The following is a 15957-nucleotide window of genomic DNA, read 5'->3' on the forward strand; positions in this document are numbered from 1 at the left end:
CGGCGCGGGGGGGGGGCGGGTGGGGGGTCGGGCGGGGCGCGGGGGCGGCACTGGGGCTGGGCTCGGGCGGTGATCCCCCGCGTTCAGGCGCCGCTGGGCGCGGGGGTCCGGCGCCGAGACCGGCGGTGTGGTCAGCCCTGCTGGGCCGACTTGCGGCGGCGCAGCACCACGAGGGTGCTGACGCCGGCCACCAGCACGACGCCGCCGGCGGCGGCGATGGCGGTGGTGTCGTCACCGCCACCGGTGGTGGCGAGCGCCTTGTCCGCGTTGTCGGCGGCGGCCTTGGCCTTGGTGACGGCGGCCGGGACGATCTTCGGCGGGGTGACCTTCGGGACGCTGACCGGGAAGTCGATCGGCTCCTGCGCGTCGGTGCTGCCGCCGGACGGGGCCGGGGCGGCGGTCGAGCCGGAGGCGGACGGGGACGGGGACGTGGACGGGGCGCCGGTGGTCGGGGCGCCGGTGGTCGGGGCCGGGGTGGTCGGCTGGGTGGTCGGGGCCGGGGTGGTCGGCTGGGTGGTCGGCGCGGGGGTGGTCGGCTGGGTGGTCGGCGCGGGGGTGGTCGGCTGGGTGGTGGGCGCCGGGGTGGTGGGGGTGGTCGTCGGGGTCGCGGTGGCCGTGGTGCTCGGCGTGGCGGTGCCCGTCGGGGTGGGGGTGTGGGTCGGCGTGTGGGTGGCCGTCGGCGACGTGGTCGCGGTCGGGCTCGGCTTGCCGGTGGGGGTCGGGCCCGCCTTCTTGATGGTGAACCCGGCGCCGCGGATGCCGTCGCAGCTGAACCCGGCGGTGCCGACCGGCAGGTGGCTGTCGTCGTCCAGCGCGGCGGCGAACACCACCGGGACGACACCGGCCTTGCCGAGCGGGGCGTCCCCGGTGAAGGAGACCCGGACCTTGATGGCCAGGCCCTTGCCGCGGTTCACGACCAGCAGGGAGTCGTCCGTCGGGTTCTGGTCGTCGCCGACCTGGCCGAGCAGCAGGGTGACGGCGGAGTCGTCGCCGTCGCCGCCGCCGGGCGCCACCACACCGGTCTGCCAGCCCTCACCGGGCAGCTGGTACTCGACCTTGAGGTCCTTCGCCTTGAGCGAGCCCGCCTTGTTCTTGAACTTCAGCAGCGGGTAGAAGACGTCGTCGTGCTTCGACGGGTTGTCGATCCGGTACGTGAACTCGCGGGCGTCGCCGCCGGCGATGAAGGTGTTCGGCACACCGTTCAGCGAGAGGCCGAGGAGCTCCGCCGCCGTCTTCTCGGCCGACGCGGCAGCAGACGGGGTGCCGGTGGCACCGACGGCCATGGCGCCCTGGGCACCGGCCAGCACCATCGAGGACGCGAGCGCGGCGGCGCCGGCGAGGGCAAGAGTGCGACGTATGGACAAGGAAGACCTCACGGGAGTGTCCGGGCACGGCCCGGGAGCGCGGCGGGGCGCGGCCGAGCGCGCCGCGCTCCCCCCACGAAGCTTGAAAGTCCGACGGAGACTACCGAACGATCCAGCCACTTCGGAAGGCAGGTGTCACGCTCCGTCCCGTGCGGCCCACGGAGCTGCCCGAATCGTCCAACTCCGTCCACCCGCAAGGCTTTTGTCTCTTACCAAAAGCACACCCGGCGTGACGGGTACACGCTCGGAGGACCGTACCGCACGGCCCTCGGTGGCGTGAATTCGTCGGGCGGGCGGCGGCGGTCACGGAGGCGGCACCGCGCTGCGCATCGCGGCTAGTGTGAGAAGAAGGACTTGGCGGCGATCAGTGCCCGCTCGTCGCGCAGTACGTCCCCGGGGCGGGTGCCGTTGCCGAGCAGCGCACCGCCCCAGCGCATGCCCATGTAGTCGGCGGTCAGCCGCAGCGTGCCGATCAGCGGGTCCGCCTTGTCGTCCTCGGTGGCCAGGGCGGTGACCGCCCAGATGGTGCCGCCCGCCAGGCCGGTACGGAACACCTTGCCGGGCAGCCGGAGCCAGGCCGACCAGTAGTCGAGGTAGAGCTTCGCGCTGGTGGGCAGCGAGTACCAGTACACCGGCGCGACGAAGACCAGGTCGGTGGCCGCCAACGTGGCGTCCAGCAGCGTCCGTTCGTGACCCTCCGGCTCGGGGAAGGAGCCGTCCCCTGAGTGCCGGAGGTCTTCGAACGGCGGGAGCGGGTGGTCGCTCAGGCGCAGCCAGCGCTGCTCGGCGCCGGGCGGCAGGCTCGCCTCGGCGGCCAGCCGGGCGAGCTGCTCGGAGTTTCCGTCTTCGCGCGAACTCGCGACGAGGAAGAGGAAGTTGCGCGGGGTCTCGGCGCCTGTCTGCTGATCGTCCATCGTGGGCCCCCGTTGGATTGGTACTGGTCGGTCGCAGGCGGCAGCGCGCTGGTCGGGCCGGTTATTCCGGGGACGACTGATTGGGGGTCCGCTGCGCGGGGCTTGGGTGCGTGGGGGGGCTTTCGGGTGGGTGGGTGACGCCGGGGGTGGCTGCGGGGGTGGCCGCTCCGGGGGCTGGATGATTTTCCGACTGCCGACTCTGTGGGTAGGGGGCTTGGACCGTTGGCAGTCTGAAAATCACCCGTCACGCCCCTCTCCGCGGCCACCCCCTCCGCCACCCCCTCCCGCAGCGCACCCTCTCGCTGGGTGGGGAGGGGGTGGGGGGGTGGTGGGTGTGAGTGGGTTAGTGCGGCTTGGGGGGGGCTCGTCGCCCCCTCCTGCAGCCCTCTTCCGCGGCCACGCCCTCCGCGGCCCTTCCCCTCGCGGTGCCCCTCCCGCAGCACTCCCTCTCGCTGGGGAGGGAAAGGGGGGTGGGGGGATCGGGTGGGTGGGGCTCCGGGCGGGCGCCTCAGTCGGGTAGGCCGGCGCGGCGGCGGGCTACGGATGCTACGGCGGCCCAGTCCTTGTCTCCGTCGCCGTGGGCGAGTGCGTCGAGGAACGCGTCTCGCAGGATGCCGGCGAACGGGAGGGGGACCGTCGCGGCGGCGCCGGCGTCCAGTGCCAGGCCGACGTCCTTGAGGCCCAGGGGGAGGCGGAAGCCGGCCGGCTCGTAGCGGCGCTCGGCCACCATTGCGCCGTAACCGCCGTAGACCGGTCCGGGGAAGAGGGTGTTGGTGATCAGGTCGATCAGGTCGGCCGGGCGGACGCCGTGGGCCTCGGCGAGGGCGCACGCCTCGGCCATCGACTCGATCGCGCAGGCGAGCAGGAAGTTGACGCCGATCTTGGTGGTGTTGGCCTGGCTCGGGCGGTCGCCGAAGTGCCAGGTGCGCTGGCCCATCGCGGCGAACAGCGGCTCGGCGCGCTCCAGCAGTGCGGGATCGCCCGCGGCGAGGATGTTCAGCTGCCCGGCCGCGGCGACCGGGGGGCGGCCGAGGACGGGCGCGGCGACGTAGCCGATGCCGTGGTCGGCGTGTGCGGCCTCGGCGCGCTCGGCGAGCGCGAGTGAGACCGTGGCCATGTTGACGTGCAGGGTCGCCCGCGCGCCTGCGAGCAGGGCGGGGTCGAGCAGCAGCCGTTCGACCGCCGCGTCGTCGGCGAGCATCGAGACCACCGTGTCGGCCTCGAAGACCTCGGCGAGCGTCTCCGCCGCCTCCGCGCCCTCGGCCACCAGGGCGGCCACCGGTTCGGGGGAACGGTTCCAGACCCGGACGGCGTGCCCGGCCCGCAGCAGGCTGCCGGCCATGCCGCGTCCCATTGCTCCCAGCCCCACGAAGCCGACCGTCGTCATCGCGTACTCCCCTCGCCGTGGCCACGCGCCACCCGCGGCCGACTGTACGTCAGCCGCGGGGGCGCCGCTCAGGCGCAGGCGCGCTCCGGGAGCCGTACCGCCCGGCCGCGCTCCAGCTGGGTGAGCACCCGGTGGCGCAGCAGCTCGTACTGGGCCTGGAGGCGGCCGTGGCGGGCCGGGCGGGTGACCGGGCGGCCCGGGCCGACCAGTTCGTCCGGCCCGAACTGCTCGCGGGTGAGGTCGATCTCGACGCCGGGGGCGAAGCGGTTCCACCAGTGGAGGTCCGTCCGCACCCCGCCGACGTACACCTCGCCCATCATCAGCTCGCCGCCGATCAGGTCGTGCAGCACCATCGCGGTGACCCCGCACTGGCCGCGGGCGGGATTGTCGGGACGCCAGTGGGCCAAGTCCTCGGGCGCACAGGTGTCGACACCCCAGGAGGAGCGGATCGCACGTTCGATGTCGTTGAGGGTCCACGCCGTCATACGGGGAAGCCTGCCACGCGCCACCGACAGCGGCACCGGCTTTTGACCGGTCCGCGCCCTGTACTGCAAGGACCCTCCCGATCTTCACCCGAACGAGGGGAACCCGAAACCCGCCGGGCGGCGCGTCACTTCGCGAGCGCGGCGACCCCCGCCTGTGCGAACTGCTCGTCCAGGTCGCCGCTGGGCGCGCCCGCGACGCCGATCGCCGCGACCGGGGCGCCCTTGGCCTGCACCGGGGCTCCGCCGGCCAGGAACAGCGTGCCCGGGATGTCCTTGAGGTTCGGGGCCTGCGCCAGGCGCTTGGCCAGCTCCGAGGTCGGCGCGTTCCAGGAGACCGCGGTGAAGGCCTTGCGCACGGCCGACTCCGGCGACTGCGGGCCGGCCGCGTCGCCCTTGAGCAGCACCCGGGTGACGCCGTCCCGGTCGACGACCGCGACCGAGACGTGCTGGCCGGCCTTGGCCGCCGCGTCCAGGGTGGCCTGGGCGGCGCGGGTGGCGGCGTCGAGGGTCAGGCCCGTGGTCTGGGCCAGGTTCTTGTTCTGGGTGTCGACCTTGACGGCTGCCGGGGTCTCGCCGGTCTCGGCGCTGGCCGAGACGGCGCCGACGGTGGCGGCGAGCGCGGCGGCGGCGAGGGTGCCGGTCAGGACTCGGGTGCGCATGGAGATCTTCTTCACGGGGTCCAGCTCCTCGGGGATTGTGGGGTCGGAAAACGGGGGTCGTGCTTCGATCCTCCGGCCCTGGCGGGGCCCGCCACATCGGCGGTCCGGCGGGGGCGCGCGGGCGGGTCGGAGGACACCGGGGTCAACCGATCGGCTGATGCGGGACCGGGCCGGACGGGTCACCATCGAGGGATCGGCGCAGGTCAGCGCGCCGCCCGTGACCGCCCGACCAGGAGCCCCCGTGCCGCACCCCCGCCCCGCCGACGGCGATCCGGACGCGGGCCGGCTCGCGCTGCTGCTCGACTCCGCCTTCCTCCTGCTGCTCGTCGCCGCGCTCAGCCGCTACCTCACCCACCACGCCGGCAGCCCGCGGATCCCCTGGGTCGTCGGCCTGAGCGCCGCCCTGGCCGCCGCCCAGCCGGCCGGCTCCTGGCTCGCGTACCGCCGGCCGCCCGCGCCCGGCCGGCGCCGGATTTGGCCGTTCGCGACGGTGGTCGCGCTCTGGGTGGTGCTGGTGCTGCTCGCGCCGAGCTTCGCGTGGTGCGCCGTCCCGCTGATCTACACCGCCCTGCGCACGCTCCCCGCGCGGGCGGCGATCCCTCTGGTGGCGGCGCTCACCCTGCTGGTGGTGATCGCCGAGATCCGGCTGCCGGGCGGCGCCGACGCGACGCTCGTCCTGCTGCCGCCCGCCGTCGCGGCGCTCGCCACCGGCGTGTTCCTCTTCATGGCCCGGCAGGACGCCCGCCAGCGCGCGCTGATCGCCGACCTCGTCCGCACCCGGCGCGAACTCGCCGCCACCGAACGGCGGGAGGGCACGCTGGCCGAGCGCGAGCGGCTGGCGATGGAGATCCACGACACCCTCGCCCAGGGGCTGTCCAGCCAGCAGATGCTGCTCCAGGCCGCCGACCGCACCTGGGACGCCGATCCGGCGACCGCCCGCGCGCACGTGCGGACCGCCGCCGACGTCGCCGCCCGGAACCTCGCCGAGGCCCGCCGCTTCGTCCACGACCTCGCGCCCGCCGAACTCGCCGACGGACGGCCGCTGGACGAGGCGCTGCGCGCGCTGGCCGCCCGGGAGTCCGCCGAGAGCGGGCTGCCGGTCCGGTTCCACCTGGACGGCGCACCCGTCCCGCTGCCGGCCGCCGTCCAGTCCGCGCTGCTGCGGATCGCGCAGGGGGCGCTGGCCAACGTCCGGGAGCACGCCGGGGCTTCGGCGGCGGCGATCACGCTGTCCTTCCTCGGCGACCAGGCCGTGCTGGACGTCGCCGACGACGGCCGGGGCTTCGACGGCGTAGGCGGCTCGCCGGGCGGGACGGGCCGGGGGTACGGGCTGCCGGCGATGCGCGCGCGGCTGCGCCAGCTCGGTGGCACGCTGACGGTCGAGAGCGCCCCCGGAGAGGGCACCGTCGTCTCCGCCTCGATCCCCCTGGAGCAGCGATGAACGAGCGAAGCGAGGCCGGCGCATGACCACGTCCCCCGTCCGGCTGCTGGTCTGTGACGACCACGCGGTGGTCCGGGCCGGACTGCTGGCGCTGCTCGCGAGTGCGGGCGACTTCGAGGTGGTCGGCGAGGCGAGCACCGGGGAGGAGGCGGTCGCGCTGGCGGCCCGGCTGGCGCCGCAGGTCGTGCTGATGGACCTCCAGCTCGGCGACGGCATCGACGGCGTGGAGGCCACCCGGCGGATCACCGCCGCCCCCGGCGGTCCGCACGTGCTGGTGCTGACGACGTACGACACCGACGCCGACATCAGCCGCGCGATCGCCGCCGGCGCCACCGGCTACCTGCTGAAGGCCGAGCGGCCGGAGGAGCTGTTCGCCGCCGTGCACGCCGCCGCGCAGGGCCGGACGGTGCTCTCGCCGCCCGTGGCGACGCGGGTGATGGCACAGATGCGGGCGCCCGCGCCTCAGCTCACCGAGCGCGAGCAGGACATCCTGGCGCAGCTGGCGCAGGGGCTCGGCAACCGGGAGATCGCCCGTGCGCTGTTCATCAGCGAGGCCACCGTGAAGACCCACCTGGGCCGGATCTACGACAAGCTCGGCGTGGACACCCGGGCCGGCGCGGTGGCCGTCGCGAAGGAGCGCAGGCTGCTGCGCTGAGCGTCCGTCCGGTGCCGCTCCGTGCTGCCGAAGTGCTCGGAATGTCGGATTCCGGACCAGCGCGCACCGTTCACCCGCACCTCGCCCGCGCCCCTTTCGGGCCTTCGCGTGCCCTGATGCGCCCACAAATAGCTGGTGGCGCTACGTCCACGACCCTGTCACGATTGTGGATGTTTCGTGGAACCCGCTATTGACAAACCAACCACGCGGTTTGTTAGCGTTGAACCAACGACGTCCCCGCGGGGGGCTCGCCGGGGTCCGTGCGGACCGCCCTCGCCGGAGGGCGCCGCCCGGGGGGGCCGGCGGGCGGACGGGGAGTCGGGGGGAGCGGCAGTGCCGAGGCCGCGCGACGAGGGTGGCGCGGAGCGTGTCCGGGGGGACTCGCTCCGCGCCTCCTCTGCCCGTTGGAGCCCTCCACGGCAGCCTCGCGTCACACCATGGCGCTCCAGTGGGGACAGCAGACGTACGGCAGCGGCGCGCGCCCGCACCCGTCCGCCGCCTGGGCGCGCGACGGATGCTCCGGGCGGTCCGCCCCGGGTGAGCTCGCGGTCAGCCCGACCTCGCCCAACTCGCCAAAGTGCAGCGACAGTTGGTAGCCGTCCCGGGTGGCCGCGGCCACCGTCGGCAGTTCCCGGCCGACGCCCAGCGACGTGATCGTCCAGCCGCGCCGCCGCCAGTGCGACTCGACCGCGCCCGCGAGCGCCGGACGCCGCGCCTGCGACACGACGGTGAGGACGTCCCGTCCGCGCGTGACGTACCAGTGCAGGCCGCCACCCTCCCCCGGCCGCGGCATCCGGACACCGGACCGGGGCGGCGCGCTCTGCCAGACCGGCATCGGGCGGATCGCGTCGAAGGTGTCCTGAAGCAGCGTCTCGCACCGCTCCTCGGCAGCGAGTTGATCGATCGTCGCCTCCCCCGACGGCCAGGCGGCCGGCTCCTCCGGCCCGAAACAGGGGCGACCCACCGCGCATCCGATGTTCAGGTCGGCACCACCTGGCAGCACTGGGTTCTCCGTACTCCTCCCGGCGTTCAACCCGGGCAGGGATTCCGTCACTCCTTCGACGGCAGGCATCGGGAATCGGTTCCGGCGACCGCCCGCCCCAGGTCCGAGAGCACACCCCGGCCCGCCTGGCAAGAGCCACGGCAGAACGTCCGATTCCCGCACACCGGGGCGAAATCCGAATTGACTCGGCATCAGCCCGCGAGAGGAGATGGCCTAGTCCGTCGCCGCTCCGCACGAGAGCGCGACACGTCATGCAAGGAGACGATGATGCGCATACTCCTCACCGGCCCGGCCGCGGCCGGCCACCTCTTCCCGATGGTGCCCACCGCCCAGGCCCTGCGCGCCGCCGGTCACGACATCCTGTTCGCCGCCTCGCGTCCGCTGGACCAGATCCGCAGCGCCGGCTTCCCGCTCGCCGAGGTCGGCGACGGCCGCGAGATGCGCGAGCTGTTCGCCGAGGCCAATGACGGCCAGCTCAGCTACAGCGGCCACGGCCTCGACCAGGACGGGATCCTGGAGATGGCCGCCCGCGCCTTCTCCTACACCGCCCGCCCGACCGTCGACGGTCTCCTCGACGTCGCCGCCGACTGGGGCGCGGACCTCCTCGTGCACGCCGCCTTCCAGGCCGCCGCACCCCTGGTGGCGGGCAAGCTCGGGATCCCGTCCGTCCTGCACAACTACGGCATCCCGACCGGCCGCGACATGGTCGAGCGGCTCGCCGCCCACTTCACCGACCTCTACGAGAAGCACGGCGTCGACGGCCCCGCCACGCCCACCTCGCTCAGCATCGGCCCGCTCGGCGGCGACCCGGACGGCCTGCGGATGCGCTACGTGCCCTACAACGGCGGCGGCCTCGTCCCGGGCGAGTTCCTCGGCCCGGCCGAGCGCCCGCGGGTGCTGATCACCCTGGGCACCGTCGTCACCCAGATGGACGGCGTCAGCGCCGTGTCCCGCCTGATCGAGGCGGCCTCCTCGGTCGACGCCGACTTCCTGCTCGCCGTCGACGGCGCCGACCTCGCCCCGCTCGGCACCCTGCCCGGCAACGTCCGCGCCCTGCCCTGGGTGCCGCTCGCCGACCTGGTCCGCCGTTGCGACGCCGTCATCCAGCACGGCGGCGCGGGCACCACGGGCACCACCATGGCGGCCGGCGTGCCGCAGTTGCTGCTCCCCCAGGGCGCCGACAACTACCTGGTCACCGACGCCCTCGTGGCCGCGGGCGTCGCCCTGCGCTCCACCTCGGACACCGTCGACACCGACGTCCTGAACCGCCTCCTGACCGACACCGACCTCCGCACGGCCGCCGCGCGCGTCCGGGCCGAGAACGACGCCCTCCCGACCCCCGCCGCCATGGTTCCCGAGCTGGAAGCCCTGGCCGCCGCCCGCTGAACCACCCCGACGCTAGTGCCGTGGCCGGATAGGTTCGCCGGGTTGCGGCGTCCGGTGCGGTGCATCGCAAGGCGGAGGGTCGTCCTTGTACTGGATGTACTGGGGCGCGCCCGACAACGCAGCGAGGTGCCGTGCTGGGCGTCGCAACGCGGTGGACCTATCCGGTCAGGGCGCTAGGACAGCCGCAGGTCACCAGGCCTGCGGCTGTCTCGTTGCGGCGCGGGCCCACGTCCTGCTGCCGGTCGCCGGACGCCGTCCCGGTCGCCGTGTCGCGCGCTCCGGACAACTGCTCCGGCAGTGTTGCCGGTTCTGCCGGTCGCCGCGGGCCGGTCCGCAGCGACCGCGGGAAGCGCAGGTCGGCAGCGGTGCTGCCGTCGGCGGCCGGTCCGCGCGGAGCCTCCGGCCCTCTGGCCAGGCTGTAGGGGAGCGACCAGACCCGGTCCGTACGGTGGTCGCACCGCAAGGCCGTTCCCCCTGCCGACCCATCAGAGGAGCGTCGCATGAGCCGGTTCGACCAGCTCGCGTACACCGAGGCGGTGCGCCAGGTCCAGGAGGAGATGGGCAGCGCCACCGCCGCCGACCGCCGCCTGCGGCGCCCGGCCGAGGAGGCCGAGCCGCTCACCGGCTCCGAGGCCTCCTTCATCCGCGGCCTCGACGGCTTCCTGTTCGCCAGCGTGGGCCAGACCGGCTGGCCGTACATCCAGTTCCGGGGCGGCCCGACGGGGTTCGTCCACGTGCTGGACGAGCACACCCTCGGCTACCTCAGCGTCCGCGGCAACCGGCAGTACATCACCACCGGCAACCTGCGCGGTGACGACCGGGTCGCGCTCTTCTTCATCGACCACGCCCGCCGGGCCCGCCTCAAGCTGTTCGGGCGCGCCACCGCCGTGCCGGTCGGCGACGACCCCGGGCTCGTGGAGCGGCTGAGCGAGCCGCGCACCGAGGGTGCGGCCGAACACGTCGTCACCATCCGGGTCGAGGCGTTCGCCTGGAACTGCCCCAACCACATCACGCCCCGGTTCAGCCAGCGCGAGGTGTCCGACGCCCTGGCCCCGATCCACGACCGGCTCGAACGCCTGGAGCAGGAGAACGCCGCCCTGCGCGCCGAGCTCGCCGCGGCCCGGGCGCGGTGACCGCTCCCGTGGAGTAGTTCCGCTCCCCCCTCTCGGGGATCCGGTCGCTGGCCGAATTCGGCAGCCGGTTCCGGGCGTTGAGAAAGGTCTGCACCAATCCATAGCCTCGAACCACCCACGAGCCCGAGGCGAACGGAGGCACCACCCATGGTCAGCGACGTGATCGACCGGAACAACCGGTTCCAGGAAATCATGGACCGCCTCACCGGCAAGTCGATCGACGACTACTACAACCCCTACCGGCTCTTCGAATGGCCGGAGCGGCTCCCCGAGAACACCTGGTGGATGAGCCCCGAACTCACCACCACCCACGGCACCGAACTCGCCGGACAGCTCACCCCCGAACAGCTCCACACCCTCTCCAAGCACGAGAGCATCAACTTCTACAGCCTCAACGTCCACGGCATCCGAGAACTCCTCACCGAGGTCGTCGCCCGCATCCACACCACCGGATTCGAGACACCCTCCGAGTTCTTCCACCACTTCATCGGCGAAGAGAACGAACACATGTGGTTCTTCGCCGAGTTCTGCCTGCGCTACGGCAAGAAGATCTACCGCCAGCCCGCCGCCGGCTCCGAAACCCCCACGCAGAACCCGAAGATCGAAAGCCTCCTCGTCTTCACCCGCATCCTGATCTTCGAAGAGCTCGTCGACCACTACAACTCCACGATGGCCGCCGACGAACGCCTCCACGACACCATCCGTGCCATCAACCGCATCCACCACCAGGACGAATCCCGCCACATCGCCTTCGGCCGCGAACTCGTCGCCCTCCTCTACCAGGACCTCCAAGAGACCGCGACCGACCAGGAACTCACCGACATCTCCACCTACCTGCGCCGCTACCTCACCCACAGCTTCGAATCCCTCTACCACCCCCAGGTCTACCGCGACGCCGGCTTCGACAAGCCCCACGAGATCCGCCGCCTCCTCCTGGAATCCCCCGCCCGCGCCGAAGCCGAGCAGCGCACCTTCCGCAAGACCACCAAATACCTGGAAAAGACGGGACTCCTGCGATGAACCGCCTCACCGGCAGCGACGGACAGCACGCCCTCGCCATCCTCGGACCGCCCGCCACCCGCCTCCTCCAGGAGCTCGACCACACCTTCACCACCTGGGCCAAGGACGCCGGCGCCGACCAGATCGCCCCGCCCCCGCTCTACCCCGTCACCGACCTCGAGAAGTTCGACGTCTACACCAACTTCCCCCACCTCGCGTGGACCGCCGCCCCCCTCGACCTCACGGGCGACAAGGCCGGGCAGCACAAGCCGTCGGGCGGACGCTTCACCCCCGACGCCCTCGCCGACGCCCGCTACGGCCTGCCCCACGCCACCTGCTACGGCGCCTACCTCTACCTCGAGGACACCACCCTCCCCGGCGACACCCTCCTCACCCTCGTCAACCGCTGCTTCCGCCACGAGGACCACTACGAAGGACTGCGCCGCCTCGCCAGCTTCCAGATGCGCGAGATCGTCGCGATCGGCAGTTACGACCACACGCAGCAGGTCCTGCACCACTTCACCGAACGCATCCTCGCGTTCGCCCGGGCCCTCGGCCTCGACCTCGGCAAGGCCCCGGCCGGCGACCCGTTCTTCCAGAACGACGGCGCCCGCGCCCTCCTGCAGAAACTCAACCCCGTCAAACACGAGTTCCAGTACGGCGACCTCGCGATCGCCTCCGTCAACACCCACCGCAACTTCTTCGGCGAGCGCTGCAACATCACCCTCGCCACCGGTGAACACGCCTACACCTCCTGCACCGCCTTCGGCCTCGAACGCTGGATCGCCGTCCTCACCGAATACTTCGGCGGCGACCTCGACGAAGCCGCCGAAGCCGTCCGCAGCGCCGGGGCCGCCGACGGCGCCGGCCCGTCGTGACCCAGCCCCGCATCGGCGTCGACCTCGTACCGCTCACGCGGATCCACGAACTCCTGCCGGTGCTCAGGCGGTTCCTCTCCACCGACGAGCTGACCGCCTCCCGGACCCCCGACGGCGCGCCCGACCCGTCCGGGATCGCCGGACGCCTGGCCGCCAAGGAAGCCGTCTTCAAGCTGTTCGGCACCGTCGGACGGCCCGTGCCCTGGCAGGGCATCGAGATCCTGCGCGGCCCCGGCGGACGCCCCGAGGTCCGGCTGGCCGGCTCCGCCGCCGAACTCGCCGCCGACGCCGGGCTCGGCCCGATCGACATCAGCATCAGCCACGACGGCGGCTTCGCCATCGCCGTCGCGGCCACCACCGCCCCCTGAGCGGTCCGCGCAGTCTTCCCCGTCTCCCGCCTCCCGTCTCCCGTTTCGAAGGGAATCGCCATGAGCGCCACCGGAATCGACAAGGTCCGCGACTGGATCCTCGGCCGCCACCCCGGCCGCACCGAACTCGCCCTCGACGTCAACATCATCGAGAGCCGCCTGGTCGACTCGCTCGCCTTCGTCGAGCTCGTCTACACCATCGAGGACGCGGCCGGCGTCGAGATCGACTTCGACGCCATCGACATCGAGGACTTCCAGTCCCTCGCCACCATCCAGAAGGCGTTCTTCGCCGCCGCCTGAGCCCCGAGGAGGGAGCACACCCATGCACGCCGTTTCCTACACCGCCCAGTGGATGGCCGCCGCCCGCGCCCAGGAGTCCGAGCGCGAGGACGCCCTGTTCACCGACCCACTCGCCCGCGACCTCGCCGCGCCCAAGGGCTTCGAGCTGATCGAGCGTTACGTCGGCGGCGGTGTCCTGCCGTTCATCTCGATCCGCACCCGCTACCTCGACGACGCCATCCGCGACACCCTCGCCGACAGCGGCATACGACAGGTCGTCCTGATCGCCGCCGGCATGGACACCCGCGCCTTCCGCCTCGACTGGCCCGACGGCGTGGTGCTGTACGAGGTCGACCACGGCCCCCTCATCACCGAGAAGCGCCGCCGCCTCGACGCCCTCGGCGCCACCCCCCGCACCGACCGCCGCGAAGTCTCCGCCGACCTCACCCAGGACTGGCTCCCCACCCTCGAAGCCGCCGGCGTCGACCGCACCCGCCCCACCCTCTGGATCGCCGAGGGACTGACGTTCTTCCTCACCGAGGAGCAGGTCTCCGGTCTGCTCCGGCTCCTCGCCTCGGCCTCCGCCCCGGGCAGCCGCCTGGCCTTCGACATGCTCGGGCGCGCCCTGCTGCGCAGCCCGTTCTCCAAGCCCTTCCTCGGCGCCCTGGCCGCCGACGGCACGCCGTGGGTCTTCGGCACCGACGAGCCTGAGGAGTTCCTGACCGCCAACGGCTGGAAGGCCACCGACATCAGCGAGCCCGGCCAGCCCGGCGCCGGCGAGGGCCGCTGGCCCTACGACGTCCAGCCCCGCAACCGCCGCGGCGCCAACCGGCTCTGGCTCGTCCGCGCCGAGACAGCGGCCTCCTGATGGGCCGGCCGACCACCGACCGCCGGATCACCCTGGAGCGGATCGAGTCGTACGCGCCCGAGCGCAGCGTGCGGATCGAGGAGCTCGGCGAGCGGCTGGGTCTGCGCCGCGGTGATCTGGGGGTGTTCCGGAAGTTCTACGGTCTCGACCGGCTGCGGTACGACCCCGAGCTGTCGCTGCTGGAGCTGCTGCGCCCGGCGGCGCGCGCGGCGCTGACCGGCGTGCCGGACGGCGGGCGGGTGGAGTTCGTGGCGTACGCGCACGTCACGCAGGCCGTGGCGCCCGCCGACACCGACATGGCCCAGCTCGTGCGGGACGATCTCGGGCTCGTCGGGGCCGAGGCGTTCGGGCTCAGCCACCAGGCGTGTGTCAGCAGTCTCGGGGCGATCGAGGTCCTCGGGAACCTCCTGCGCGCCGAGGGCGGCGAGGGCGCCCACGCGCTGATGGTCACCGGTGAGCAGGCGTACTCCCCGGTCGTCCAGCTGGTCCCCAACACCGCGATCATGGCGGATGCCGCGGCGTCCTGCCTGCTCACCCTGGACGGTGACGGCGACGTGGTCCGCTCGTTCGTCACGCGGACCCTCGGCGAGTACGCGCGGTGGCTGGAGCTCACCCCCGAGCAGAGCACCGAGTACGGCGAGCAGTACGCCCCGAGGATCGCCGAAGTCATCCACCAGGCCATCGCCGAGGCCGGGTTGACGTTCGACGACATCGACCTCGTGATCCCGCACAACGTCAACAAGCTCGCCTGGCGCCAGACGATCAAGGAGCTCGGGCTCGACCAGGAGAAGGTCTTCCTGGACAACGTCCCGGTCTACAGCCACACGTTCGCCGCCGACGTCTTCGTCAACTACACCACCCTGCGCGACACCGGCCGGCTCGTCGACGGCGCGCACTACCTCCTGGTCTCCGTCGGCCTCGGCGCCACCTTCGGCGCGATGGTCATCACCCACCGCTCCCCGGGAGGCAGCCGGTGAACCGTCAGGACGTGCTGATCACCATCGAGAAGGCACTCAGCGAGGTCCTGGAGCGTCCCATCACCGGGCTGACCGAGGACACCGCGCTCTTCGACGACCTGCGGCTCGACTCCTCGTCCGTCCTCGGACTGCTGATGACCGTCGAGGAGGCGACCGGGATCGCGGTCGACCCGGACGACCTCGACATCGACCACCTGCGCACCATGCGCTCGTTCGCCGACTACGTCGAGGCCGCGCTGCGCCGGGAAGAGGGGCTTTCGTGAACGCGCTCGCCCTCCGGGCCGCCACCGCCGTCCGCGCCCCCGCGGGACCGGGCGCCGGCCAGGACGACCCCGCCCTGCTCGACTACTTCACCGACCTCCTGGCCCCCTTCGGCCAGAAGCCCGACGCGGACCTCTACCGCCGCGGCGCCCACCTGCACCACCGCGACCTCGTCGACCTCCTCCTGGCCGACGCATCCGTCGCCTCGGCCCGGCCCGACCTGGCGATCGTCGCCCACGCCCTGCCCGACCTCGCCCCCTTCACCGCCACCGCCCCCTACCTCACCGCCCGACTCGGCGGCCGTGCCACCAACTTCGCGCTCACCGAGCAGGGCCTCGCCGCGCCCTTCACCGCCCTGCGCATCGCCTCCGCCTACCGGAAGTCCGGCCAGGCGCAGCAGATCGCCATCGCCGTCCTCGAACAGAGCACCCTGCCCACCCCCTCCCCCCTGCCCCAGGCAGCCCCGCTCGTCGACTCCGCCGCCCTCCTGGTCCTCGACGCGGGCACCGGGCCCGGCCCGCGCTTCGTCCGCGCCCGTTCCGCGGACTCCGCGGGCCAGGCCCTCCAGGCCGAACTCGCCGGCCCGGAGGCGGAGAACACGCTCCTCGTCCTCGGCCCCTGGGTCACCGACGAGATCCCCCACCACCCCGCCACCCACCGCGCCGAGCCCGGCGGCTACTGCACCAGCGTCTGGCTCGAACTCGCCGGCCACTGGCAGGACTGGCAGCACGCCCACCACCGCATCGTCCTGTGCGACACCGACCCCCGCACCGGCCGCACCCACCTCGCCGTGTTCGCCAACGGTTAGGGCGTGTCTTTCGGATCAGGTCGGAGGGCCGCGGCGTCAGGGTGCGTGCATCGCAAGGCGGAGGAGGGAGTCCATGCGGAGCATCGGCGACC

General features: G+C 73.1%; 18 protein-coding genes. 12 read left to right on the plus strand and 6 right to left on the minus strand.

Annotated elements, in window-relative coordinates; genetic code table 11:
• Positions 1–131: 131 nt before the first annotated feature.
• The 5 genes from AB0O00_RS15305 to AB0O00_RS15325 all read right to left on the minus strand — a co-directional run bounded on the left by AB0O00_RS15305 (position 132) and on the right by AB0O00_RS15325 (position 4824).
• On the minus strand, positions 132–1364 hold the full coding sequence (locus tag AB0O00_RS15305; protein ID WP_363651895.1) for an LPXTG cell wall anchor domain-containing protein: 1233 nt from the start codon (positions 1362–1364) through the stop codon (positions 132–134).
• A gap of 335 nt (positions 1365–1699) precedes the next feature.
• Positions 1700–2278 (minus strand): NAD(P)H-dependent oxidoreductase, encoded by a 579-nt coding sequence (locus AB0O00_RS15310; RefSeq protein ID WP_363651897.1) that lies wholly within the window; start codon positions 2276–2278, stop codon positions 1700–1702.
• Between the two features lie 508 nt (positions 2279–2786).
• Positions 2787–3665 (minus strand): NAD(P)-dependent oxidoreductase, encoded by an 879-nt coding sequence (locus tag AB0O00_RS15315; protein ID WP_363651899.1) that lies wholly within the window; start codon positions 3663–3665, stop codon positions 2787–2789.
• 68 nt (positions 3666–3733) lie between these two features.
• A complete protein-coding gene (locus AB0O00_RS15320; protein WP_363651901.1) occupies positions 3734–4150 on the minus strand; it encodes a hypothetical protein in 417 nt (138 codons plus the stop codon).
• Between the two features lie 125 nt (positions 4151–4275).
• Positions 4276–4824: a heme-binding protein gene (locus AB0O00_RS15325; protein ID WP_363651903.1), complete on the minus strand. Its 549-nt coding sequence runs from the start codon at positions 4822–4824 to the stop codon at positions 4276–4278.
• A gap of 226 nt (positions 4825–5050) precedes the next feature.
• Here AB0O00_RS15325 and AB0O00_RS15330 point away from each other — a divergent pair, with 226 nt between their 5' ends.
• On the plus strand, positions 5051–6250 hold the full coding sequence (locus tag AB0O00_RS15330) for a sensor histidine kinase (RefSeq protein ID WP_363651905.1): 1200 nt from the start codon (positions 5051–5053) through the stop codon (positions 6248–6250).
• Positions 6251–6272: 22 nt separating this feature from the next.
• Entirely contained in the window at positions 6273–6905 is a 633-nt protein-coding gene (locus AB0O00_RS15335; RefSeq protein WP_363651907.1) for a response regulator transcription factor, read from the plus strand.
• A 430-nt stretch (positions 6906–7335) separates the two neighbouring features.
• Here the strand turns inward: AB0O00_RS15335 and AB0O00_RS15340 are convergent, their stop codons facing one another.
• A complete protein-coding gene (locus tag AB0O00_RS15340) occupies positions 7336–7869 on the minus strand; it encodes a hypothetical protein (RefSeq protein ID WP_363651909.1) in 534 nt (177 codons plus the stop codon).
• Positions 7870–8172: 303 nt separating this feature from the next.
• On the opposite strand from AB0O00_RS15340, the gene AB0O00_RS15345 reads away from it, so the two are divergent.
• The 10 genes from AB0O00_RS15345 (at position 8173) to AB0O00_RS15390 (ending at position 15865) form a co-directional block, all read left to right on the plus strand.
• On the plus strand, positions 8173–9294 hold the full coding sequence (locus tag AB0O00_RS15345) for a nucleotide disphospho-sugar-binding domain-containing protein (protein ID WP_363651910.1): 1122 nt from the start codon (positions 8173–8175) through the stop codon (positions 9292–9294).
• A gap of 500 nt (positions 9295–9794) precedes the next feature.
• On the plus strand, positions 9795–10427 hold the full coding sequence (locus AB0O00_RS15350) for a pyridoxamine 5'-phosphate oxidase family protein (RefSeq protein ID WP_363651912.1): 633 nt from the start codon (positions 9795–9797) through the stop codon (positions 10425–10427).
• 147 nt (positions 10428–10574) lie between these two features.
• Positions 10575–11447, plus strand: a complete 873-nt coding sequence (locus AB0O00_RS15355; RefSeq protein ID WP_363651914.1) for a diiron oxygenase — start codon at positions 10575–10577, stop codon at positions 11445–11447.
• Positions 11444–12304, plus strand: a complete 861-nt coding sequence (locus tag AB0O00_RS15360) for a hypothetical protein (protein WP_363651916.1) — start codon at positions 11444–11446, stop codon at positions 12302–12304. Before AB0O00_RS15355 ends, AB0O00_RS15360 begins: the two co-directional genes overlap by 4 nt.
• Positions 12301–12672, plus strand: coding sequence for a holo-ACP synthase (locus AB0O00_RS15365; protein WP_363651918.1), 372 nt, complete (start codon positions 12301–12303; stop codon positions 12670–12672). Before AB0O00_RS15360 ends, AB0O00_RS15365 begins: the two co-directional genes overlap by 4 nt.
• A gap of 60 nt (positions 12673–12732) precedes the next feature.
• Entirely contained in the window at positions 12733–12972 is a 240-nt protein-coding gene (locus tag AB0O00_RS15370; RefSeq protein WP_363651920.1) for an acyl carrier protein, read from the plus strand.
• A gap of 22 nt (positions 12973–12994) precedes the next feature.
• Positions 12995–13819, plus strand: coding sequence for an SAM-dependent methyltransferase (locus AB0O00_RS15375; RefSeq protein WP_363651922.1), 825 nt, complete (start codon positions 12995–12997; stop codon positions 13817–13819).
• Complete coding sequence (locus AB0O00_RS15380; protein ID WP_363651924.1) at positions 13819–14796, plus strand: ketoacyl-ACP synthase III family protein; 978 nt, start codon at positions 13819–13821, stop codon at positions 14794–14796. Before AB0O00_RS15375 ends, AB0O00_RS15380 begins: the two co-directional genes overlap by 1 nt.
• Entirely contained in the window at positions 14793–15059 is a 267-nt protein-coding gene (locus AB0O00_RS15385; RefSeq protein WP_363651926.1) for an acyl carrier protein, read from the plus strand. Before AB0O00_RS15380 ends, AB0O00_RS15385 begins: the two co-directional genes overlap by 4 nt.
• Entirely contained in the window at positions 15056–15865 is an 810-nt protein-coding gene (locus AB0O00_RS15390; RefSeq protein WP_363651928.1) for a hypothetical protein, read from the plus strand. Before AB0O00_RS15385 ends, AB0O00_RS15390 begins: the two co-directional genes overlap by 4 nt.
• The last annotated feature ends 92 nt before the right edge of the window (positions 15866–15957 follow it).

The organism is Kitasatospora sp. NPDC093558, from assembly GCF_040683475.1.
Lineage (GTDB): Bacteria > Actinomycetota > Actinomycetes > Streptomycetales > Streptomycetaceae > Kitasatospora.

What these genes read in the sequence shown, in the direction of transcription:
- AB0O00_RS15380 (WP_363651924.1), top strand. Translation starts at nt 13,819, where the DNA reads ATGGGCCGGCCGACCACCGACCGCCGGATCACCCTGGAGCGGATCGAG.
- AB0O00_RS15335 (WP_363651907.1), top strand. Translation starts at nt 6,273, where the DNA reads ATGACCACGTCCCCCGTCCGGCTGCTGGTCTGTGACGACCACGCGGTG.
- AB0O00_RS15310 (WP_363651897.1), bottom strand. Translation starts at nt 2,278, where the DNA reads ATGGACGATCAGCAGACAGGCGCCGAGACCCCGCGCAACTTCCTCTTC.
- AB0O00_RS15350 (WP_363651912.1), top strand. Translation starts at nt 9,795, where the DNA reads ATGAGCCGGTTCGACCAGCTCGCGTACACCGAGGCGGTGCGCCAGGTC.
- AB0O00_RS15345 (WP_363651910.1), top strand. Translation starts at nt 8,173, where the DNA reads ATGATGCGCATACTCCTCACCGGCCCGGCCGCGGCCGGCCACCTCTTC.
- AB0O00_RS15320 (WP_363651901.1), bottom strand. Translation starts at nt 4,150, where the DNA reads ATGACGGCGTGGACCCTCAACGACATCGAACGTGCGATCCGCTCCTCC.
- AB0O00_RS15355 (WP_363651914.1), top strand. Translation starts at nt 10,575, where the DNA reads ATGGTCAGCGACGTGATCGACCGGAACAACCGGTTCCAGGAAATCATG.
- AB0O00_RS15370 (WP_363651920.1), top strand. Translation starts at nt 12,733, where the DNA reads ATGAGCGCCACCGGAATCGACAAGGTCCGCGACTGGATCCTCGGCCGC.
- AB0O00_RS15375 (WP_363651922.1), top strand. Translation starts at nt 12,995, where the DNA reads ATGCACGCCGTTTCCTACACCGCCCAGTGGATGGCCGCCGCCCGCGCC.
- AB0O00_RS15360 (WP_363651916.1), top strand. Translation starts at nt 11,444, where the DNA reads ATGAACCGCCTCACCGGCAGCGACGGACAGCACGCCCTCGCCATCCTC.
- AB0O00_RS15315 (WP_363651899.1), bottom strand. Translation starts at nt 3,665, where the DNA reads ATGACGACGGTCGGCTTCGTGGGGCTGGGAGCAATGGGACGCGGCATG.